An 18,548-nucleotide genomic window follows, 5' to 3' on the forward strand; every position below is an offset into this window, starting at 1 on the left:
TACATGAGTACGATACTCGTACCCGGGCAGATCGAGGCGTCGGCGGTGGCGCCACCCTTTTTGCACCTGCCACCCAAGGGCTTGTTCGCCCTGCGTGCCGAGCGGCTGGAGCTGCTCGCTGAAGGTAATGCCCTTGGCGATTACCTGTGGCTGATCGCGCGGCTGTGCCACATCCAGCAGTGGCTTGTGGATAACCCGCCTGGTGCTTTGCCTGTGGCCGAAGACCGCCAGCGCCTGTGCATAAGTCATGGGCTGCCGCCGCTGGCAGCCGACAGCCTGGTGCGCGAAGGGCCGTGGCTGGTCTGGCTGCAGGCGTTGCTTAATCAGTTTGGTGAAGTGGCCAAAGGGCCGTTGGCTGAAGCGCTGCAGGCACTGCGCAACAGTGACGACGGCCGGCGCAAGGGCTGGGGCATCGCGTTGCTGGCAGGGCAGTTCGATGCCGTGCCGGCCGCGTTTGTGCCGTTTCTGGGCGCGGCGCTGCAAGCCGCCTGGTCCTATTGGCTGCTGGCGCTGCCGGCTTGCGAACTCAAGCCGGCTGGCAGCCTGGCCCAGTGCCCGGCCTGCGGGTCGCCGGCGTTGGCCGGTGTGGTGCGTAACCGGGGCAAGCATAACGGTCTGCGTTACCTGGCCTGCTCGTTGTGTGCCTGCGAGTGGCATGTGGTGCGGGTCAAGTGCGTGTACTGCGAGTCGAGCAAGGACCTGCGCTATACCAGCTTGGAGGATGATCGCCATGCGCCGGGCAAGGCACCGTTGCAGGCTGAGTGTTGCCCGGGGTGCAACACCTACCTGAAGCAGCATTATCTGGAAAACGATGCTGCTGCCGAGCCGCTGGCCGATGACCTGGCCAGCCTGGCGCTGGATATCCGGCTGGATGAGGAAGGGTTTCATCGCCTGGCGCCAAACCTGCTGCTGGCGCCGGGTGGCGGGTGAATGTCTACACTGCAAGATCGAGTCGCGCCCTTCGCGGGGCAAGCCCGCTCCCACAGGTACTTCGCTGTATTCGGAACCAGCAAGTTCTCTGTGGGAGCGGGCTTGCCCCGCGAAAGGGCCAGAACAGACAACGGATCAGCTGAAGGTAGTACCTGATGTCTTCAAGCCTCGCCAACGACACCCCACGCCTGCCTTCCATCGACACCCTCCTGCGTCATCCGGCCTGCCTCCCGCTGATCGACCGCCACGGCCGCGACGCTGTACTCGCCACCCTGCGCCAACTGCTCGATGACCTGCGCGAGCCCGCCCATCTGGGCCAACTCAGCGCTGCCGAGTTGGCCGCAGAGGTACTGCTCGGCCGCACTGGCGAGCGCCTGGCTACCCAGCAACGCAGCCAGGTCCGCCGGGTGTTCAACCTCACCGGCACCGTGCTGCACACCAACCTCGGCCGCGCCCTGTTGCCGGAAGAGGCCATCGACGCCATGCAGACCGCCGCCCGTTACCCGCTCAACCTTGAGTTCGACCTGGCCACCGGCAAGCGCGGCGACCGTGACGACCTGATCGAAGGCCTGATCCGCGAATTGACCGGTGCCGAAGCCGTCACCGTGGTCAACAACAATGCCGCAGCGGTGCTGCTGGCGCTGAACAGCCTGGGCGCACGCAAGGAGGGCATTATCTCCCGAGGCGAGCTGATCGAGATCGGCGGGGCCTTTCGTATCCCCGACATCATGGCCCGTGCAGGCGTACGGCTGCACGAGATCGGGACCACCAACCGTACCCATGCGCGCGACTACGAGGCCGCCATCGGCCCGCGCACCGGCCTGCTGATGCGCGTGCACTGCAGCAACTACAGCATCCAGGGCTTCACGACCCAGGTGCCTACCGGCGAGCTGGCGCGCATTGCCCATCAACATGCACTGCCGCTGCTCGAAGACCTGGGCAGCGGCAGTTTGCTTGACCTTACCCGCTGGGGCCTGCCCGCCGAACCGACCGTGCGCCAGGCACTGGCAGATGGCGCCGATATCGTCACCTTCAGCGGCGACAAGCTGCTTGGCGGGCCACAAGCCGGGATCATCGTCGGGCGCAAGGACCTGATCGCCAAGATCAAGAAGAACCCCCTCAAACGTGCGCTGCGCGTCGACAAGATCACCCTCGCCGCCCTTGAAGCGGTGCTGGCGCTGTACCGCAACCCGGACCGGCTGGCCGAGCGCCTGCCCAGCCTGCGCCTGCTGACCCGCAGCCAGGCCGAGATCCAGGCCCAGGCCGAGCGCCTGGCGCCCGAACTCAAAGCCCGCCTCGATGGGCAATGGGCGGTCAGTGTGGAGCCGGCACTGGGCATGATCGGCAGCGGCAGCCAGCCGGTGGCGCGCCTGCCCAGCGCCGCGCTGTGCCTGCGCCCGCAGGTGTCGAAGAAGCTGCGCGGGCGCAGCCTGCATGTGCTGGAGCGCGCCTTGCGCGAGTTACCGGTGCCGGTGCTGGGGCGTATCGACGACGATGCGCTGTGGCTCGACCTGCGCCAGTTGGACGATGAAGCCCAGTGGCTGGCGCAGCTGCCTGCCCTGCAACTGGGGCCGGTGCAGTGATCGTCGGTACCGCTGGCCATATCGACCACGGCAAGACGGCGCTGCTGCAGGCCTTGACCGGGCAGGCTGGCGACCACCGTCAGGAAGAACGCGAGCGCGGCATGACCATCGACCTCGGCTATCGCTATGCCGCACTGGCCGAAGGTGCGCCACTGACCGGTTTCATCGATGTGCCGGGCCATGAGCGCTTTATCCACAACATGCTGGCAGGGGCGCACGGCATCGACCTGGTGTTGCTGGTGGTGGCTGCGGACGACGGCGTCATGCCGCAAACCCGCGAGCACCTGGCGATCATCGAGTTGCTGGGCATTCCTCAGGCGTTAGTGGCGGTCAGCAAATGCGACCGGGTAGCGCCGGCTCGCCTGGCCGAAGTGCACGCGCAGATCGCCGCGCTGCTGGCGCCGGGGCCGTATGTGGGGGCCTCGCAGTTTGCCCTGTCGAGCATCACGGGCGAGGGTGTGGAGGCATTGCGCCAGGCACTGCTGCAGGCGCAAGGGCGGGTGCGGCAGCGCAGTGTGCGCGGCGGTTTTCGCCTGGCCATCGACCGCGCCTTCGCGGTGTCTGGCGCCGGCGTGGTGGTCACCGGCACGGCATTGGCCGGCCAGGTCAGTGCGGGCGACACCCTGTTGTTGGGCAAGGCTGGCAAACCCGTGCGGGTGCGCGGCCTGCATGCCCAGAGCCAGGCCGCGCTGATGGCCGAAGCGGGCCAGCGGGTGGCGCTGAACATCGCTGCCGAACGGTTGGCCGTCGAACAGGTGCACCGGGGTGACTGGCTGGTGCCCGAATGGCTGCACGCACCCAGCGTTCGGATCGATATCGAGCTGACGTTGCTGGCGGGGGAAACCCGCCCGCTCGAGCACTTCAGCGCTGTGCACGTCCACCTCGGCACTCAGGATGTGACCGCCCGCGTGGCGCTGCTCGAAGGTGAGGTACTGCTGGCCGGCCAGCGCATGTTTGCCCAGTTGCTACTCAACGCGCCGCTGCAGGCCGTGCATGGCGACCGGCTGGTGCTGCGCGACCAGCGCGCCCAGCGCACGCTGGGGGGCGGGTGGGTGCTTGACCCGTTTGCGCCCAGTCGGCAGCGTCGAAGCGAGGCGCGGCTGCGCCAGTTGCAGGTGCTGCGTGATGCCGAGGGCCTGGAGCAAGCATTACCCGCCTTGTTGGATGCCGCGCCCGCAGGGCTCGACCCGCAGCGGCTGGAGCGGCAGTTCAACCGCCTGCGTGCGAGCTGGCAGTTGCCCGCGAATGTTCTGGTGATTGCCACGCGCCAGGGGCCGCTGCTATTTGCCCGTGCGACGTGGGGGGTGTTGAAGCAGCAGGTGCTGGAGCGGCTGGCACTGTTTCATCAGCAGGAGCCCGACCAGCTCGGCCCGGACCGCGACCGTTTACGGCGCTTTGCTGCCTTGCCGCTGGAGCGTCCGGCGTTTGTCAGCCTGCTGGATGAATTGCTTGATGAGGGGCAGGTTGCCAGCAGCGGCCCGTGGTTGCACCTGCCCGATCACAAGGTGCAATTGAGTGAGGCCGATAACGCGCTATGGGCGCGGTTGGAACCCCGCTTGCTGGAAGGGCAGTACGACCCGCCGTGGGTGCGGACGCTGGCCAGTGAATTGGGCTGCGCCGAAACGGATGTGCGCTTGCTGATGCGCAAGCTGGCCAGGCTGGGCCTGGTGCACCAGGTGGTGCGGGACCTGTTCTACCCGGCAGCGACGGTACAGCGCATGGCCGCGCTGCTGCTTGCCCAGGTGAGTGACGCGCCGGTAGTGCAGGTGGCTGCGTTTCGCGATATGTTGGGCATCGGTCGCAAGCGCAGTGTGCAGATTCTTGAGTATTTCGACCGCATCGGCCTGACTCGCCGGGTGGCCGACCAGCGTTACATCCGCGCCGACAGCGCCCTGGCCCAACAGCAGGCCAGGCACTGAGTTCAAGGAAGGCAATCGCGCCCGGTGGCGCGGCCGGGCTTCAAACCCGGTTGGGGACGGCAGCCGTTCCCGGGCAGGTTCGACTCCCGCTGCCTTCCGCCATTAACTTCTCCCTTTAGGGCCGCTTCGCGGGTAAACCCGCTCCCACAGGGGCTTTACAGTTCTTGAGACGTGTGCAGTACCTGTAGGAGCGGGTTTACCCGCGAAGAGGCCCGAAAGCGTGACGCTTAAGCCCGCTCTCCACACAGATCCAGCGCAAACCACTGCTCAGCAGCTTCTGCACCCAACCCAGCCCCCAGCAGCGCAAACAGTTTGCCCAACGCTGCCTCACGGGTCATGCCGCCGCCACTGACCAGGCCAGCGCCACGCAGGCGGTTACCCGCCGCATAGGTATCGAACACCACCGACCCTTCTGGGCACTGGCTGATCGCAACCAGCACCACACCCCGCTGACGCGCCGCTTGCAGTACGTCCAGCAATGCCTGGTCATCCGAGGGCCCTGTGCCGCTGCCGTAGCACTCCAGCAGTAAACCTTGCACGCCGCTGTCGAGCACTGCCCGCAGATGCCCGGCCTGCAAGCCAGGGAACACCGGCATCACCGCCAGGTTGACCGGCTGGCGCGGGTGCTGGTAGCCAAGCTCGGCGGGCAGGGTGGTGGCACGCTCACCGTCGCGATGGCGCGGCAGCGCGGCAAAGGCATCGAAGGCCTCGCTGCGCAGTTTCGAGGCCCGGCAGCCGTGCAGCAACTGCCCGTGGAAGTACAGCTGCACGCCGTTTTCCAGGCCTTGTTCGAACTGGCGCAGCGCGCCGCACAGGTTGTCCCAGGCATCGCTGCCCGGTGCACCGGCCGGCAACATCGAGCCGGTCAACAGCACCGGCACCGGCAAGCCAAGCAGCAGGAACGACAACGCCGCGGCGCTGTGAGCCAGGGTGTCGGTGCCATGCAGGACCAGCACCGCATCATGGCCGGCAACGTCCACCGCCTCGACGATGGCATCGCGCATGGCCAGCCAGTTGTGCTGCTGCATGTTGGCGCTGTCGAGCAGCGGGTTCATTTCCTGCAGTGTCCAGTGCAGCTGGGGTGCATCGGCCATCTGGGCGAAATGCTCGCGCATCCGCGCCTCGAAACCACCCGCTGGCGCCAGGCCTTCTGGGGTTTCGAGCATGCCGATGGTGCCGCCGGTGTAGAGGACGAGAAGATTCTTTACTGCGCGCATGGAGATCATCCGAGGCGGTAAGCGGAGAAAGAAAAGCCGCCCGCAGGTGGGGCGGCTGGGCAGGGCAGGATATCAGCGCTGAAGCTGGGCTTGGCCCACGGCTTTGTCAGCGGCTGTTTCGGCCTGCGTATTGGCAGGCCAGGCATTGCGGTCCAGGTCTAGGTCGGCAAACTTGGCCGAATCGAACACTGGCTGCTTGATGCCAGCCTTGCGCTGATCATCGTAGTCGCGCATCACCCGCAGGCCGACCTTGAACAGCAGGGCCAGGGCGACCAGGTTGACGAAGGCCAGGCAGGTCATGGTGATGTCGGCGAAGGCGAACACGGTCGACAGGTCCTGCATCGAACCCCACACCACCAGAGCCAGCACCAGGCCGCGGAACAGCATCAGCACGGCACGGTTGCGGGTCAGGAACTGCAGGCTGTTTTCGCCCAAGTAGTAGTTGTAGAGGATGCAGGTGAAGACGAACAGCGACAGCGCGACGCTGACGAACAGGCGCCCCCAGTCACCGACCACGGCGGCCAGCGAGTTTTGGGTCAGGACGATGCCGTCACCTTCGAAGCCTGGGGTGTAGAAGCCCGACAGCAGGATCAGCAGCGCGGTGCAGGTGCAGATCACGAAGGTGTCGAGGAATACGCTGAACGCCTGGACCACGCCTTGCGCGCCCGGGTGCTTCACGGCCGCCACGGCAGCGACGTTGGGCGCACTGCCCAGGCCTGCTTCGTTGGCGAATACGCCACGCTTCACGCCCATGACGATGGCACTGCCCAGCAGGCCGCCGAACGCAGGGTCGAGGCCGAAGGCGCTCTTGAAGATGGTTTCCAGCATGGCTGGCACGTGCTCGATCTGGGTGCCGATCACGTACAGCGTCACGCCGATGTAGGCCAGCGTCTTGACCGGTACCAACAGGTCAGACACGGCGGCGATGCGCTTGATGCCACCGAGGAAGGTGATGGCCAGCAGCACGGCCAGGACGATACCGGTGTGCTTAGGGTCGAAGGCAAAGGCGTTCTGCAGCGAGTGGGTCACGGTGTACGACTGCAGGCCAATGAAGGCGAAGCCGTAGGTGACCAGCAGCAGGATCGAGAACACGATGGCCATGTTCTTGCGCTTCAGGCCGTGCTGGATGTAGTAGGCCGGGCCACCACGGTACAGGCCGTCACCATCTGCGCGTTTGTAGACCTGGGCCAGCGTGCATTCGAAGAAGCTGCTGGACATGCCCACCAGCGCGGTGACCCACATCCAGAAGACCGCGCCTGGGCCGCCCAGGGTCACGGCAATGCCAACACCGGCGATGTTACCGGCGCCAACGCGGCCGGCGAGGCTCAGCATCAGGGCCTGGAAGGAGCTCAGCTGGCCTGCCTGGCCACGCAGCGATTCCTTGAACACACCGAACATGTGGGCAAAATGGCGGAACTGGACGAACCGCGAGCGGATGGTGAAGTAACCGCCGAGACCGACGATCAACACGATGAGGAGTTTCCCTGAAAGGAAATCGTTGAGTACTTCGAGCATTAAAATGACCTCGATTCTTATTCTTCGTGTGGAATGACCAGCGGACGGCAGGCGCACCGCTATCGTTGGGGCGCATGTTTGGCTATGACAAGAGTGGTTACAATTTCGCGGGTTGCTCTGACTTGATGCGACTTGATGCTAAACTTGCGCCATTCGCGTCACCTGGATTCTGAACATGAGCGATCATTTCGCTACCAACCTCAAACTGGCCTGCAGCCACTACCGCTCTATCTCGGAAGTTTGCCGACAGCTGTCGATCAACCGCGCGCAGTTCAACAAGTACCTCAGCGGCCAGAGCCGTCCGACGGCTTTCAACCTCAAACGCATCGGCGATTTCTTCGGTGTCGAGGATTACGAGCTGAATCAGCCACCCGAGCAGTTCGCTCGGCTGATCGGCGCCCGTGTGTCGGCGGTGGCGGAACAGCCAAGCGACCCGATCAGCGAGTTGTTCCGCCCCTTGCACGAGCACGCGGGCAACCTGTCGCGCTACTGCGGCTATTACTTCGAGTACTCCAACTGCATGTCGGTACCGGGATCGATCCTGCTATCGCTGGTGCACCTGCGTGAAGAGCGCGGCCGCTTCCTGTTCGAGCGCCAGGAGCGTCAGGAGCGCAGCAGTGCCACCGACCTGCATGCCGAGGTGCGTTGCCGCTACTTGGGCGCGGCGTTCCAGTTGCAGGACCGGATGTTCCTGATCGACTACGAGTCGCTGACCCTTAACGAGATGAGCCAGACCATCCTCATCCCCAGCTTCAAGAGCCGCATCACCCGCCTGAACGGCCTGAAGACCGGCGTTTCCAGCGGTGACCGACGCAACCCGGCCTGCACCCGTGTGGTGTGGGAGTACCTGGGCGAAGAGATCAACCGCATCAATGCCTATCGCCAGGTCAAGCTGTACCGGCCGGATGACCCGCGTATCGATGACGACGTGCGCGAGCGGTTGAGTGTGGGGCCGTTGAGTAATGGCTTGTTCGAGATCGAGTAACCTCTCGCTCGCTACTTAAAGCAACATTTAATACACCTGCCCTGGACTGATGAGCTGTATCCAGCATTGCCTGACCCATTCTCCGATTGGGTTGTTATCGCTGAGCAGGAGCTTGGTTGCCATCAGGCAGCACACTGTAATCAGCAAGGGTTTGATCAGGCGTGGCCCGAAGTGCAGCGCGCAGCGCGCGCCTGCTTGTGCACCGATGATGGCGCATGCTGCCATTGTCAGTGCCAAGTGCCAGATGATCGAGTCACTCAGCACGAACACCGATAGTGCTCCCAGGTTGCAGGATGCGTTGAGCAACTTGCTGTTGCATACCGCCTGCAAGATGTTCTGCCCGAGCAATACAGTGAACGCAACCATGAAGAATGAGCCGGTGCCTGGGCCAAAGATCCCATCATAGAAACCGATCAGCGGCACAATCGTTGCCGCGAAGCAGGCTGTCGATACTCTACGTTTGCGTTCTTGCTCGTTGAGCTTGGGGCTGAGTGCGAAGTAGCCAGCGACTGCGATCAACAAGACAGGTACGCATGCTTGCAGAAATGCTCTGTCGAGCAGGCTGATCGATAATGCGCCCGCCGCACCGCCTGCAAATGACAGAATGGCCATGGGCATGCCAGCTCGCCAATCAATCATGCGCTTGCGTGCAAATGCCCACACTGCAGAAACGCTTGCCGACGACGCTTGCAGTTTGTTGGTGGCCATTGCAGCCAGTGGGTCAATGCCTGCGATGAACAGCGCGGGCAGCGTTAGCATTCCCCCGCCCCCTGCAATGGCATCAAAAAAACCAGCGAGCAATGCGACAACCGCGAGAATTATCAGTGTAGAAACTTCAACTTCCACTCGGTGCCTCCTTTTTAGCCGCGAACGACAAGAGGGTCTTCTTGAAGAATCAAAGGCTGAGCCTCGGGCGAGTATGCAAACAAGCGTACCAATAGGCGCCGGTTATCTTGGATAATTTCACGTGCGTGGAGCGTCTGGCTGTTGTTGATCAGCAGCGCCGAGTCAGAATGTAATGAGAAAAAATGGGGCGTGGCGCTCTCAACAAGTCGCTTGAATGATCGATAGGCTCGCTGCGCAGGCTCACAGGCCTCATGATGCAGGGAATAACGATAACTGCTATAACGCAAGGTGAAATCACTCTGCTGATCGAATTGCAGAATAGAATTGGCAGCAGCGGAATAGTTTTCATCTTTTTCAAAACAGTCGCTACGTGTAAAGCAAAATGATTCTGATGTGAGGGCCAGAGCGTCTAGGCTGTTGAGTTTTTCGACGATATTTCGAACGGGCGTGAGGCGTGTCGGCTCGTCCTTTGGATTCCATCTGGCGGTCAGAATCAATGCGCTCGGAGCAGGGGAGTGGGCGGCTTGAGATAAGACCGAGCAGTAGTAGGGCGGCTCAGTATGTAAACCTAAGCCAACACCTGCATGAGAACTCAACTCTGCATCCTGACTTTCATCTTCATCTACTAGGGCAATTTGGCCCCCTCCTTTGAAATTACCCACTAGCCGCACTTGCATCCCGCCATTGTCAATGTCGAAAGCGAATGAGCGGAAGCCAACAAGGCCGAGAAGAATCTGGTTGCGTGAAGCGAGGTACAGAACGATGGGGTCTTTAAGCATTTTGCTCATCGCTGGAAGTGAGTCAGGTATTGGATCAGGTAGTGGAGATTGCATGCAGGAAAACTCGATCGCACTGATTTTCCCGCCTGCGAAAGCGCTGATTAAATTTCGCTGGCCCGTGTGCAGCGTATGTTCCAAGCGCTTTGCGAAGTCTTTGGATACTGCCGCCACACCCTTAGCGTCCGGGCCTCCCAGTGCAGATAGCTTCAGTGATAACTTGCTCAGCAATCGCGCCTGCTTTTTCTGAAAGCGCAAATGCAGGATTTCAGGTAAAGGTTGGTAATAACTTCCTGTCATTGTTTTTTTCCTTGTATGTAGGGATAGTCGGTATGTTTGTTGGGCTGTGGGTTATTGAGCCAGGCTTTTTTCAGTTGTGATGCAGGACCAGGCTCATGCGCTGTGTAGGGCATTTCTCATGCAGTGGTAGGAATGGGCTGTGCAAGTTCATCCCAGCCTAGGGTTGGACTTCCCCGCCCGGAAACCGCAAAATGACCCCTTTCCCTCAATCAACCTCTCCGGATCTGCTGACTCTATGCGTATGCGCCTAATGCTGTTGGGTGGTGGCAATGCCCTCGGGCAAGCGCTGATTCGTCTCGGGGCTGAAGAGGACATTGCATTCCTGGCACCGCGCCCGCCGGAGAACGGCTGGGACCCGGCCAGCCTCACTCAGCTGCTCGACGATCACCGCCCCAATGCCTTGGTCAACCTGGCCTATTACTTCGACTGGTTCCAGGCCGAGTCGGTCAGCGAACAACGCCTGGCTCAGCAAGAGCGGGCGGTGGAGCGGCTGGCAGAGTTGTGCCAGCACCACCAGATCACCTTGGTGCAGCCTTCGAGCTACCGGGTTTTCGACGGGTCGCGGGCCACGGCCTACAGCGAGAAAGACGAACCGGTGCCGCTCGGCCTGCGTGGCCAGGCCCTGTGGCGCATCGAGCAGAGCGTGCGGGCGGCGTGCCCGCAACATGTGCTGCTGCGCTTTGGCTGGCTGCTCGATGAAAGCGTCGACGGTGCACTGGGCCGTTTCCTGACCCGCGCCGAACAACCCCAGGAATTGCTGCTGGCAGATGACCGCCGCGGCAACCCGACGCCGGTCGATGACGCTGCCCGGGTGATCCTGTCGGTGCTCAAGCAGCTCGATTGCAGCGCGCCGCTGTGGGGCACCTACCATTACGCCGGCAACGAAGCGACCACGCCACTGGCGCTGGGGCAGGCGATTTTGACCGAGGCTGGCCAGTACCGTCAGCTGGCGGTGCAGGCGCCCACGCCACAGGCCCATGCCGCCCGGCCGGACGCCAGCGAAGAGCCCCAGCACGCCGTGCTGGCCTGCAAGAAAATCCTTCACACCTTCGGTATCAAGCCCCGCGCCTGGCGCGCCGGCCTGCCGCCCCTACTGGACCGTTTCTACCGCCATGGCTGATGCCCCCATCCTGATCACCGGCGGTGCCGGCTTCATCGGCTCTCACCTGTGCGATGCGCTGTTGGCCAAAGGTTACGCCGTACGCATTCTCGACGACCTGTCCACTGGCAAGCGGGATAACCTGCAGATTTCCCACCCACGGTTGGAACTGATCGAAGGCGATGTCGCCGATGCCGGGTTGGTCAGCCGTGCGGCCGCTGGTTGCGCTGCGGTGGTGCACCTGGCGGCCGTGGCGTCGGTGCAGGCTTCGGTCGAGGATCCGGTAAAGACTCACCAGAGCAATTTCATCGGCACCCTGAATGTCTGCGAAGCCATGCGCCTGCACGGCGTGCGTCGGGTGCTGTTCGCCTCCAGTGCTGCGGTGTATGGCAACAACGGCGAAGGCGAGTCGATTGCTGAAGAAACACCGAAAGCGCCGTTGACCCCTTACGCTGTGGATAAGCTGGCCAGCGAGCAGTACCTGGATTTCTACCGCCGCCAGCATGGTCTGGAGCCGGTGGTGTTCCGCTTCTTCAATATCTTCGGCCCGCGCCAGGACCCTTCCTCGCCGTATTCGGGCGTGATCAGCATCTTCAGCGAGCGTGCCACCCAAGGGCTGCCGATCACGGTGTTCGGGGATGGTGAGCAGACCCGGGATTTCCTTTATGTAGGGGACCTGGTGCACGTGATGATTCAGGCGTTGGAGCAGCAGCAGGTCGAGGAGGGCGCGGTGAACATCGGCCTGAACCAGGCGACTTCGCTCAACCAGCTGTTGACGGCCCTGGAAAAGGTAATCGGCAGCTTGCCAGCGATCAGCTATGGCCCAGCCCGCTCGGGCGACATTCGCCATTCGCGGGCGGATAACCAGCGCTTGCTGACGCGCTTCGATTTCCCGGCGCCAACGCCATTGGTCGAAGGCTTGTCCCGCTTGCTCGGCAAGCCCTGACCGCAGGCTCGGCAACGCACGCCGTCCTGTAGGAGCAGCCTTGCGCTGCGAAGAGGCCGGTGGCAACACAGTAGATTTTCACTGCTGCCACCGGCCTCTTCGCAGCACAAGGCTGCTCCTACAGGAGTCTTGGCTTGCCAGCCACGTGGCGCCGGGCTCAACCGTGCTGCACCACCGTGCGCTGACAATCATCAGGCCCCAACACCCGCCCATCCCGAGCACGCACTTGCAGGGTCTCGAGCGTTTCCCCTGTGGCGCGGTCCAGCAACGCCGATCGCGTTTCTCCCGCCTCGAACAAGAACTGCTCCCCCCATTGGCGCAAGGCGATCACCAACGGAAACACCGAACGCCCTTTTTCGGTCAGCACATACTCTTTGTAGGCACTGCCATCCGATGCCGGCTGCAACGCCAACAGCCCACTCTCCACCAATAACTTGAGCCTCGAGGCCAGGATGTTCTTGGCCAGCCCGAGGTTCTTCTGAAACTCACTGAAGCGGCGCAAGCCATCGAAGGCGTCGCGCAGGATCATCAGCGCCCAGCGATCACCCAATACTTCAAGGGCCCGGGCTACCGGGCATTGTCCGTTCGTTTCGTCGAGCATCGTGCGGCTCTCTCAAGGGTTCTGGTTGCAGATTAAAACCACATTTGCTAGAAATCCATATGTGGTTTTAATTTGAAACCAGATTGAAGGGATACGCCATGCACACCCCGAACGCTACACAACCCCGCCTGACCCGTGCGATGACCCTGTTACTGGCCCTCACCTGCGGCATTGCAGTGGCCACGGTGTACATCGCCCAGCCCTTGCTCGAGTCCATGGCACGGGACCTGGGGGTAGGGCAGCAGCGCATAGGCTGGGTGGTCGGCGCCACCCAGGCCGGTTATGCGCTGGGCTTGCTACTGATCGTGCCGCTAGGCGACCTGATCGACCGCAAGCGCCTGATCGTCGGCCAGTTGTGGGTTTCGGCCCTGGCCCTGTTGGCGGTAGGCATGGCCTGGGACTGGGCGGTGCTGCTGATGGCGCTGGCGCTGGTCGGGTTGATGGCCGTCATGGTGCAGGTGATGGTGGCGCATGCCGCCACCCTGGCCACCCCCGCACAGCAGGGGCAGGCGGTGGGCACGGTCACCAGCGGGGTGGTGCTGGGCATTCTGCTGGCGCGGCTGGTGTCTGGCTTCGTCGCAGACATGGCGGGCTGGCGTGTCGTCTATTTTGCCGCCGCTGGGGTACTGATGCTGATGGCCTGCCTGCTCTGGCGCGGCATGCCGGGTGCCCGGCCGGCGGCGCAGCGCCTCGGTTACCTGGCATTGACGGGCTCGCTTTGGGCGTTGTTCAAGGAAGACCCTGCCCTGCGCCGACGCGGGTTATACGGCCTGTTGATCTTTGCCGCCTTCAGCGTGCTGTGGAGCGCGATGGTGCTGCCGCTGAGCGCTTCGCCCTTGGCGCTCAGCCACACCCAGATCGGCCTGATTGGCCTGGCCGGCGTGGCAGGCGCGGTTGCTGCTTCCCGGGCCGGCCGGTTGGCCGATCAAGGCCGCGGCGAGCGCACCACCGGGTTCGCCCTGGCGGTACTGACGGTGTCGTGGCTGCCGACGGCGTTCGTCGAGCATTCGCTGCTGGCGTTTCTAGTGGGGGTGGTGTTGCTCGATTTTGCGGTGCAGGCCGTGCATGTCACCAATCAGAGCCTGTTGCTGGCCGGGCGCAGCGCACAGGCGAGCCGCCTGATTGGCGCCTACATGTGTTGCTATTCACTGGGTAGCGGATTGGGCGCGGTGCTGGCGACCTGGGTCTTTGCCCGATGGGGGTGGGCGGCGGTGTGCGGGCTGGGGGCGGGGATCAGTGCGACAGCCTTGGGTTGCTGGCTGGGGGCAAGAACAGGGAGCGCGGCAACGGCCGCCCTCCCTGCCAGGGATCAGAACTTGTAGCCAAGGCCGACCATGTAGACCCACGGGTCGACGTCGACGTCGACCTTGGTCTTGCTGTAGCCCAGCGCGGTCGGGCCGTTGACGCTGGCCTTGGTGTCGATGTCGACGTACCAGACCGAGGCGTTGACCAGCAGGTTGTCGGTGAGCATGTAGTCCATGCCCAGTTGGCCAGCGATGCCGACCGAATCCTGCAGCTTCAGGTTGCTGAAGCCTTGTTCTTTACGCGCGCTGCTCAGGTCTTCATCGAAGAACAGGGTGTAGTTGATGCCCACACCGGCATACGGCTGGAAGCGGGAGTTCGGCTCCATCGGGTAGTACTGCAGCGACAGGGTCGGTGGCAGTTGCTTGATGTCGGCCAGCTTGCCGTCCAGGCCGCCGCCCAGGCCCTTGACGCCCACGGTGTGCTTGAACGGGGTGGCCGCCAGCAGCTCCAGGCCGATGTGGTCGGTGAGCATGTAGGCGAAGGTCAGGCCCAGCTGGGTGTCGCTGTCCAGGGTCGCCTTGGTGCCCGACACCTTGTTGCCGTCGAACTTGAGGTCGCCGCTGCTTTCGTTCGGTGCGGTAGTGATGGCACCGGCGCGCAGGATCATATCGCCTGCCTGGTAGGCGTGGGCGGCAGGGGCGGCGAGCGCAAGGGCCACAAGCGAGGCGCCGAGCAAGGACTTGTTCATGGAAGCTCCCAGAGGACATTAGTAATTGAGTAGTCCAATGGTACGGATGCGTCTAAACCGAAAGTTTGACCCAGCTCAAAGAAGCGTCGGAACGAATTCGAAACAGTTCTCACTTCAGCTCATAAGCGTATATTTTCTCGGCTTCCATCTGGTATCCGGCGTCGGCCAGTTCGCTGCTGGAGGCGCTCACCTGCATCTTTCCCTCGATCCAGTAGGGCTGATACAGGTCTTCGACGCGCACGCCCATCTCGCTGAAGATGTGCACGATCTGGTTCGAGGGTGGTGGCGGCACGTGGATGCAAGCGCCGTAGTAGGGCACCAAGAGGAACTCGGTGGTGCGGCCTTCTTCGCTGACCTCCAGCGGCACGATGTAGCCCGGCAGCTTGATCTGCTGGCCATCCAGGCTTTTCACCACCGGGGCATCCGGCGCCTGCTGGCGGGCGGCGGGCGCCGATTCGGCGGCCAGAGCGTCGCTCAGCTGTGACAGGTCGTGCAGCGGAGCCAGTTGCGGCGGGATGACAGGGGCGCCTTCTGGAATGAGGGCGGGCCAGTCCAGTTCGCGGGGCTCAGCGGCCCACAATGGCATCGCCACGGTCAGAAGCAGGACCAGCAGTGTCTGCAATGCTGGCCTCTTCGCGGGCAAGCCCGCTCCCACAGGTGCTCCACAAGGTTTGCCCGCGAAGAGGGGGATGAGGTTTTTGATCATTGCAGGCTCTCAGAGGTGGATCGACAAGCCATCGGCCAGCGACTGCCGATAGGCACGCCAGGCCGGCACGCTGCCCATCAGCAGTGCAGCCCCGAGGATAATAGCCAGCAGCGTCCATTCATGGGCACTCGGCAGGGCCAGCGGCAGGAACAACCCATAGTTGGCCTGCACATAGCCCTGCGCCAGGGCGATGCCGGCGTACAGCAAGCCTAGCCCGGCGACGATCCCCACCACGGCCAGCGACAGCGCCTCCAGTATCAGCAACCCGGCGATATGCCAGGGCCGGGCACCGACCGAGCGCAAGATCGCCATCTCCCGCCGGCGCTCGTTGAGGCTGGTGAGAATCGCCGTCAGCATGCCAATCAACCCGGTCAGCACCACGAACAGCGAAACCACGAACAGCGCCTGCTCGGCGGTGCCCATCAGGCTCCAAAGCTCCTGCAGGGCCACACCGGGCAAGATCGCTAGCAAGGGTTCGTTGCGGTACTCGTTGATTTCCCGTTGCAGGCTGAAGGTGGCGATCTTGCTGTTGAGGCCAAGCATGAACGCGGTGATGGCGGCAGGTTGCAGGTCCATGGTACGTGCCTGGTCGGCACTGATGCGCCCGGCACCGCGGGCGGGCACGCCGTTGTGCCAATCGATATGGATCGCCTCCATGCCACCCAGGCTGATATGCAGGGTGCGGTCGACCGGGGTGCCCGTACGCTTGAGCACGCCGACCACGGTGAACGGCTTGTCGTCATGCTTGACCAGGCTGATCGCCGCAACGCCATGCGCCAGTACCAGCTTGTCGCCCAGTGTGTAGTGCAAGGCGTCGGCCACTTCGGCGCCGAGCACCACTTCGAACGGGTCGTCAGCTAAGGCGCGGCCCTGGCTCAGCTCCAGGTGCTGCCTGCGGCCATATTGATAGTGGCTGAAGTAGTCGCCAGTGGTGCCCATCACGCGATAGCCGCGGTGCGAGTCGCCCAGCGAAATAGGGATCGCCCACTTCACCCGTGGGTCCTGGGCGTAATGCTGGTAGCTGTCCCAGCGGATGTTGTTGGTGGCGTTGCCGATACGAAACACCGAATACAGCAGCAGGTTCACCGAGCCCGAGCGGGCGCCGACGATCAGGTCGGTACCGCTGATGGTGCTGGCGAAGCTGGCGCGGGCTTCGGTGCGCACGCGCTCTACGGCCAGCAGCAGGCACACCGACAGGGCAATGGCGAACGCGGTGAGGAAGGCGGTGAAACGGCGGTTGGCCAGGCTGGCCAGGGCAAGACGAAGCAGGTACATCAGGCCTCCCGGGGCTTGGCGGCGCGGTTGAGCTCGGCCAGGGAAAGGTGACGGTCGAACAGCGGTGCCAGGCTCTGGTCATGGCTGACGAACAACAGGCTGGCGCCGGCTGCCCGGCACTCGTCGAACAACAGGCGGATGAAGGCTTCGCGGGTGTCGGCATCGAGGGCCGAGGTCGGTTCGTCGGCGATCACCAATTCCGGCTGGCCGATCAGTGCTCGCGCAGCGGCTACCCGTTGTTGCTGGCCGATCGACAGGCTGTCGGCGCGCCGGGCAAGCAGGGCGGGGTCGCCCAGGCCCAGGTGGGCGAGCAGCGTGGCGGCGGCCTGGTCGACACTGCCATGGCGCTGGACCGCGCGCGTGGCGCGGCTGCGCGAAAAGCGGCAAGGCAGCTCGACGTTCTCGCGCACCGACAGAAACGGCAGCAAGTTGAACTGTTGGAAGATGTAACCCGTGTGGTCGACCCGGAAGCGATCGCGCGCGCCTTGGCCGAGGCCACTGAGGTCGTGGCCGAGCAGGCGAATGCGGCCCTGGCCAGGCAGGTTCACGCCGCCCAGCAGGCCCAGCAGCGTGGTCTTGCCGCTGCCGCTGGGGCCTTTGAGAAACAACGCCTCGCCGGCCTCCAGCTGGAAGGCGGGAATATCCAGCAGGGCCGGTTGGCCAGGCCAGGCAAAGACCAGGTCATGCAGTTCGATCAGCGGCTGGCCCATTCAGAACGCGACCGCGGCCTTGGCGGGTGTCGCTTCAACGCCTTTCTGACCTTTAGGGCCGATCAGTTGCACGTTGATCTTCTGGGTAGCCGGGAAGGCCTTGAACAGCGGGGCAAGGTCGATCTGGGTGAGGCTGTCCGGGTTGGCGCAGGTCAGTTGGTAATGCGCACCAATGTCGCTGTGCTCATGGCCGTGCTCATGCTCGTCGCCATCATCGTCGGCTTTCGGGGCATCGCCGAACAGCGGGCTTTCCAGCTCCTGTGCATCGTCCTTGCACCCAGCGGCTGCTGCCAGGCCGAACAGCTGCAAGGGTTGCTCGAGCTGCTGGCGCACGGCGGCGACCTTGGCTTTGTCGGCATCGCTATTGGCAGCGTGCTCGAAACCGACCAGGTTCATCGCCGGGCTGTCCAGTTCCAGCTCCAGGGTGTTGCCATCGAGCACGGCGTTGAGCTTGGCCACGCCATGCTCATGGGCGCCGAGGGTGCCATGGGCGTGATCATGGTCATGGTCATCGTGGGCATGGGCCATGGCGAGGGGCAGCAGAGCGAAGGGCAGGGCGAGCAGCAGGCGACGCATGGAAGACTCCAGGAGCAGGCTGGGAATGATTTGGTAATGTTATAACAATTTTTCCGCCTCCCGCCAGCCTGTGTGGCGCAGGTTTCATGTTGCTGTAGCATGGCTGCATTGACCTGCGTTCAAGGAAAGCATCGTGAGAATTCGTGGACAGATTGGTGACTGGCCCGTGGACCTGACTGTCGAGCTGGAGCCGGCCGAGTGGGCGCAGTTGGGGCGGCACCTCGAGGTGCCGGTTACCGCCGAAGCGGCGGCCGCCTCGCCAGCAGCGCCGCGGCAAGATGATGGGCAGTGGGCCGCAGCGCGCGACGTGCTGCGCCAGGCTGGGCAGATGAATGGGCCAGCGTTGCTGGACCGCCTGGAAGGGCTGGCGGGGAGTACGGCGGCTGGCAAGCGACTGCTGGTGCGGTTGCGGCACAGCAGCGAGGTGAAGGTGGAAAGTGGCGATATGACAAGGTCACCGGGTATATCCGCATCGGCATCGAAGAAGGCGCACGCCTGGTTGCCGGCGGCCTGGAGCGCCCGGCCAACCTACCGGCGCACTTGGCCAAGGGGCAGTTCATCCAGCCCACCG

Annotated in this window: 17 protein-coding genes, 1 tRNA gene and 2 pseudogenes; 10 read left to right on the top strand and 10 right to left on the bottom strand. The window is 63.4% G+C overall.

Annotation, left to right across the window (positions count from 1 at the left end; translation table 11 throughout):
* Positions 1–3 precede the first annotated feature (3 nt).
* The 4 genes from fdhE to OO306_RS15855 all read left to right on the top strand — a co-directional run bounded on the left by fdhE (position 4) and on the right by OO306_RS15855 (position 4,534).
* Positions 4–930, top strand: a complete 927-nt coding sequence (fdhE, locus tag OO306_RS15840) for a formate dehydrogenase accessory protein FdhE (RefSeq protein ID WP_265969290.1) — start codon at positions 4–6, stop codon at positions 928–930.
* Positions 931–1,085: 155 nt separating this feature from the next.
* The gene (gene selA, locus OO306_RS15845) at positions 1,086–2,513 is read left to right on the top strand and encodes an L-seryl-tRNA(Sec) selenium transferase (protein ID WP_265969291.1); all 1,428 of its coding nucleotides are present in this window, start codon (positions 1,086–1,088) and stop codon (positions 2,511–2,513) included.
* Entirely contained in the window at positions 2,510–4,432 is a 1,923-nt protein-coding gene (selB, locus tag OO306_RS15850; protein WP_265969292.1) for a selenocysteine-specific translation elongation factor, read from the top strand. Before selA ends, selB begins: the two co-directional genes overlap by 4 nt.
* A 6-nt stretch (positions 4,433–4,438) precedes the next feature.
* Positions 4,439–4,534: transfer RNA gene (locus tag OO306_RS15855), tRNA-Sec, on the top strand.
* Positions 4,535–4,659: 125 nt separating this feature from the next.
* On the opposite strand, the gene OO306_RS15860 is transcribed toward OO306_RS15855, so the two are convergent.
* Complete coding sequence (locus OO306_RS15860; protein ID WP_027594890.1) at positions 4,660–5,649, bottom strand: asparaginase; 990 nt, start codon at positions 5,647–5,649, stop codon at positions 4,660–4,662.
* A gap of 72 nt (positions 5,650–5,721) precedes the next feature.
* Positions 5,722–7,164, bottom strand: a complete 1,443-nt coding sequence (locus tag OO306_RS15865) for a sodium:alanine symporter family protein (RefSeq protein WP_027594891.1) — start codon at positions 7,162–7,164, stop codon at positions 5,722–5,724.
* Between the two features lie 175 nt (positions 7,165–7,339).
* Between OO306_RS15865 and OO306_RS15870 the strand changes: the two genes are divergently transcribed.
* Entirely contained in the window at positions 7,340–8,149 is an 810-nt protein-coding gene (locus OO306_RS15870; RefSeq protein ID WP_027594892.1) for a helix-turn-helix transcriptional regulator, read from the top strand.
* Between the two features lie 27 nt (positions 8,150–8,176).
* On the opposite strand, the gene OO306_RS15875 is transcribed toward OO306_RS15870, so the two are convergent.
* On the bottom strand, positions 8,177–8,995 hold the full coding sequence (locus OO306_RS15875) for a TSUP family transporter (RefSeq protein ID WP_265969294.1): 819 nt from the start codon (positions 8,993–8,995) through the stop codon (positions 8,177–8,179).
* Between the two features lie 14 nt (positions 8,996–9,009).
* Positions 9,010–10,071, bottom strand: a complete 1,062-nt coding sequence (locus tag OO306_RS15880; protein WP_265969295.1) for a hypothetical protein — start codon at positions 10,069–10,071, stop codon at positions 9,010–9,012.
* A gap of 235 nt (positions 10,072–10,306) precedes the next feature.
* On the opposite strand from OO306_RS15880, the gene OO306_RS15885 reads away from it, so the two are divergent.
* Entirely contained in the window at positions 10,307–11,191 is an 885-nt protein-coding gene (locus OO306_RS15885) for a sugar nucleotide-binding protein (protein WP_033694227.1), read from the top strand.
* A complete protein-coding gene (locus OO306_RS15890; RefSeq protein ID WP_265969296.1) occupies positions 11,184–12,116 on the top strand; it encodes an NAD-dependent epimerase/dehydratase family protein in 933 nt (310 codons plus the stop codon). Before OO306_RS15885 ends, OO306_RS15890 begins: the two co-directional genes overlap by 8 nt.
* Positions 12,117–12,273: 157 nt before the next feature.
* On the opposite strand, the gene OO306_RS15895 is transcribed toward OO306_RS15890, so the two are convergent.
* The gene (locus tag OO306_RS15895) at positions 12,274–12,717 is read right to left on the bottom strand and encodes a helix-turn-helix domain-containing protein (RefSeq protein ID WP_186682817.1); all 444 of its coding nucleotides are present in this window, start codon (positions 12,715–12,717) and stop codon (positions 12,274–12,276) included.
* A 98-nt stretch (positions 12,718–12,815) separates the two neighbouring features.
* On the opposite strand from OO306_RS15895, the gene OO306_RS15900 reads away from it, so the two are divergent.
* Entirely contained in the window at positions 12,816–14,039 is a 1,224-nt protein-coding gene (locus OO306_RS15900) for an MFS transporter (RefSeq protein WP_265969298.1), read from the top strand.
* On the opposite strand, the gene OO306_RS15905 is transcribed toward OO306_RS15900, so the two are convergent.
* The 5 genes from OO306_RS15905 to OO306_RS15925 form a co-directional block, all read right to left on the bottom strand.
* A complete protein-coding gene (locus tag OO306_RS15905; RefSeq protein WP_010951793.1) occupies positions 14,027–14,710 on the bottom strand; it encodes an OmpW family protein in 684 nt (227 codons plus the stop codon). The genes OO306_RS15900 and OO306_RS15905 overlap by 13 nt on opposite strands.
* A 109-nt stretch (positions 14,711–14,819) precedes the next feature.
* On the bottom strand, positions 14,820–15,332 hold the full coding sequence (locus OO306_RS15910) for a DUF3299 domain-containing protein (RefSeq protein ID WP_265969300.1): 513 nt from the start codon (positions 15,330–15,332) through the stop codon (positions 14,820–14,822).
* Positions 15,333–15,425: 93 nt separating this feature from the next.
* Positions 15,426–16,691, bottom strand: coding sequence for an ABC transporter permease (locus OO306_RS15915; RefSeq protein ID WP_265969301.1), 1,266 nt, complete (start codon positions 16,689–16,691; stop codon positions 15,426–15,428).
* The gene (locus OO306_RS15920; RefSeq protein ID WP_265969302.1) at positions 16,691–17,401 is read right to left on the bottom strand and encodes an ATP-binding cassette domain-containing protein; all 711 of its coding nucleotides are present in this window, start codon (positions 17,399–17,401) and stop codon (positions 16,691–16,693) included. The genes OO306_RS15915 and OO306_RS15920 overlap by 1 nt, the downstream gene beginning before the upstream one ends.
* Positions 17,402–17,977, bottom strand: a complete 576-nt coding sequence (locus OO306_RS15925) for a DUF2796 domain-containing protein (protein WP_265969303.1) — start codon at positions 17,975–17,977, stop codon at positions 17,402–17,404.
* A gap of 133 nt (positions 17,978–18,110) precedes the next feature.
* On the opposite strand from OO306_RS15925, the pseudogene OO306_RS15930 reads away from it, so the two are divergent.
* Both OO306_RS15930 and OO306_RS15935 read left to right on the top strand, forming a co-directional pair.
* Positions 18,111–18,419: pseudogene (locus OO306_RS15930) on the top strand (hypothetical protein); the annotation flags it as partial.
* A 2-nt stretch (positions 18,420–18,421) separates the two neighbouring features.
* A pseudogene (locus OO306_RS15935) lies at positions 18,422–18,548 on the top strand (hypothetical protein); the annotation flags it as partial.

This window comes from Pseudomonas sp. DCB_AW (assembly GCF_026240895.1).
Lineage (GTDB): Bacteria > Pseudomonadota > Gammaproteobacteria > Pseudomonadales > Pseudomonadaceae > Aquipseudomonas > Aquipseudomonas kermanshahensis.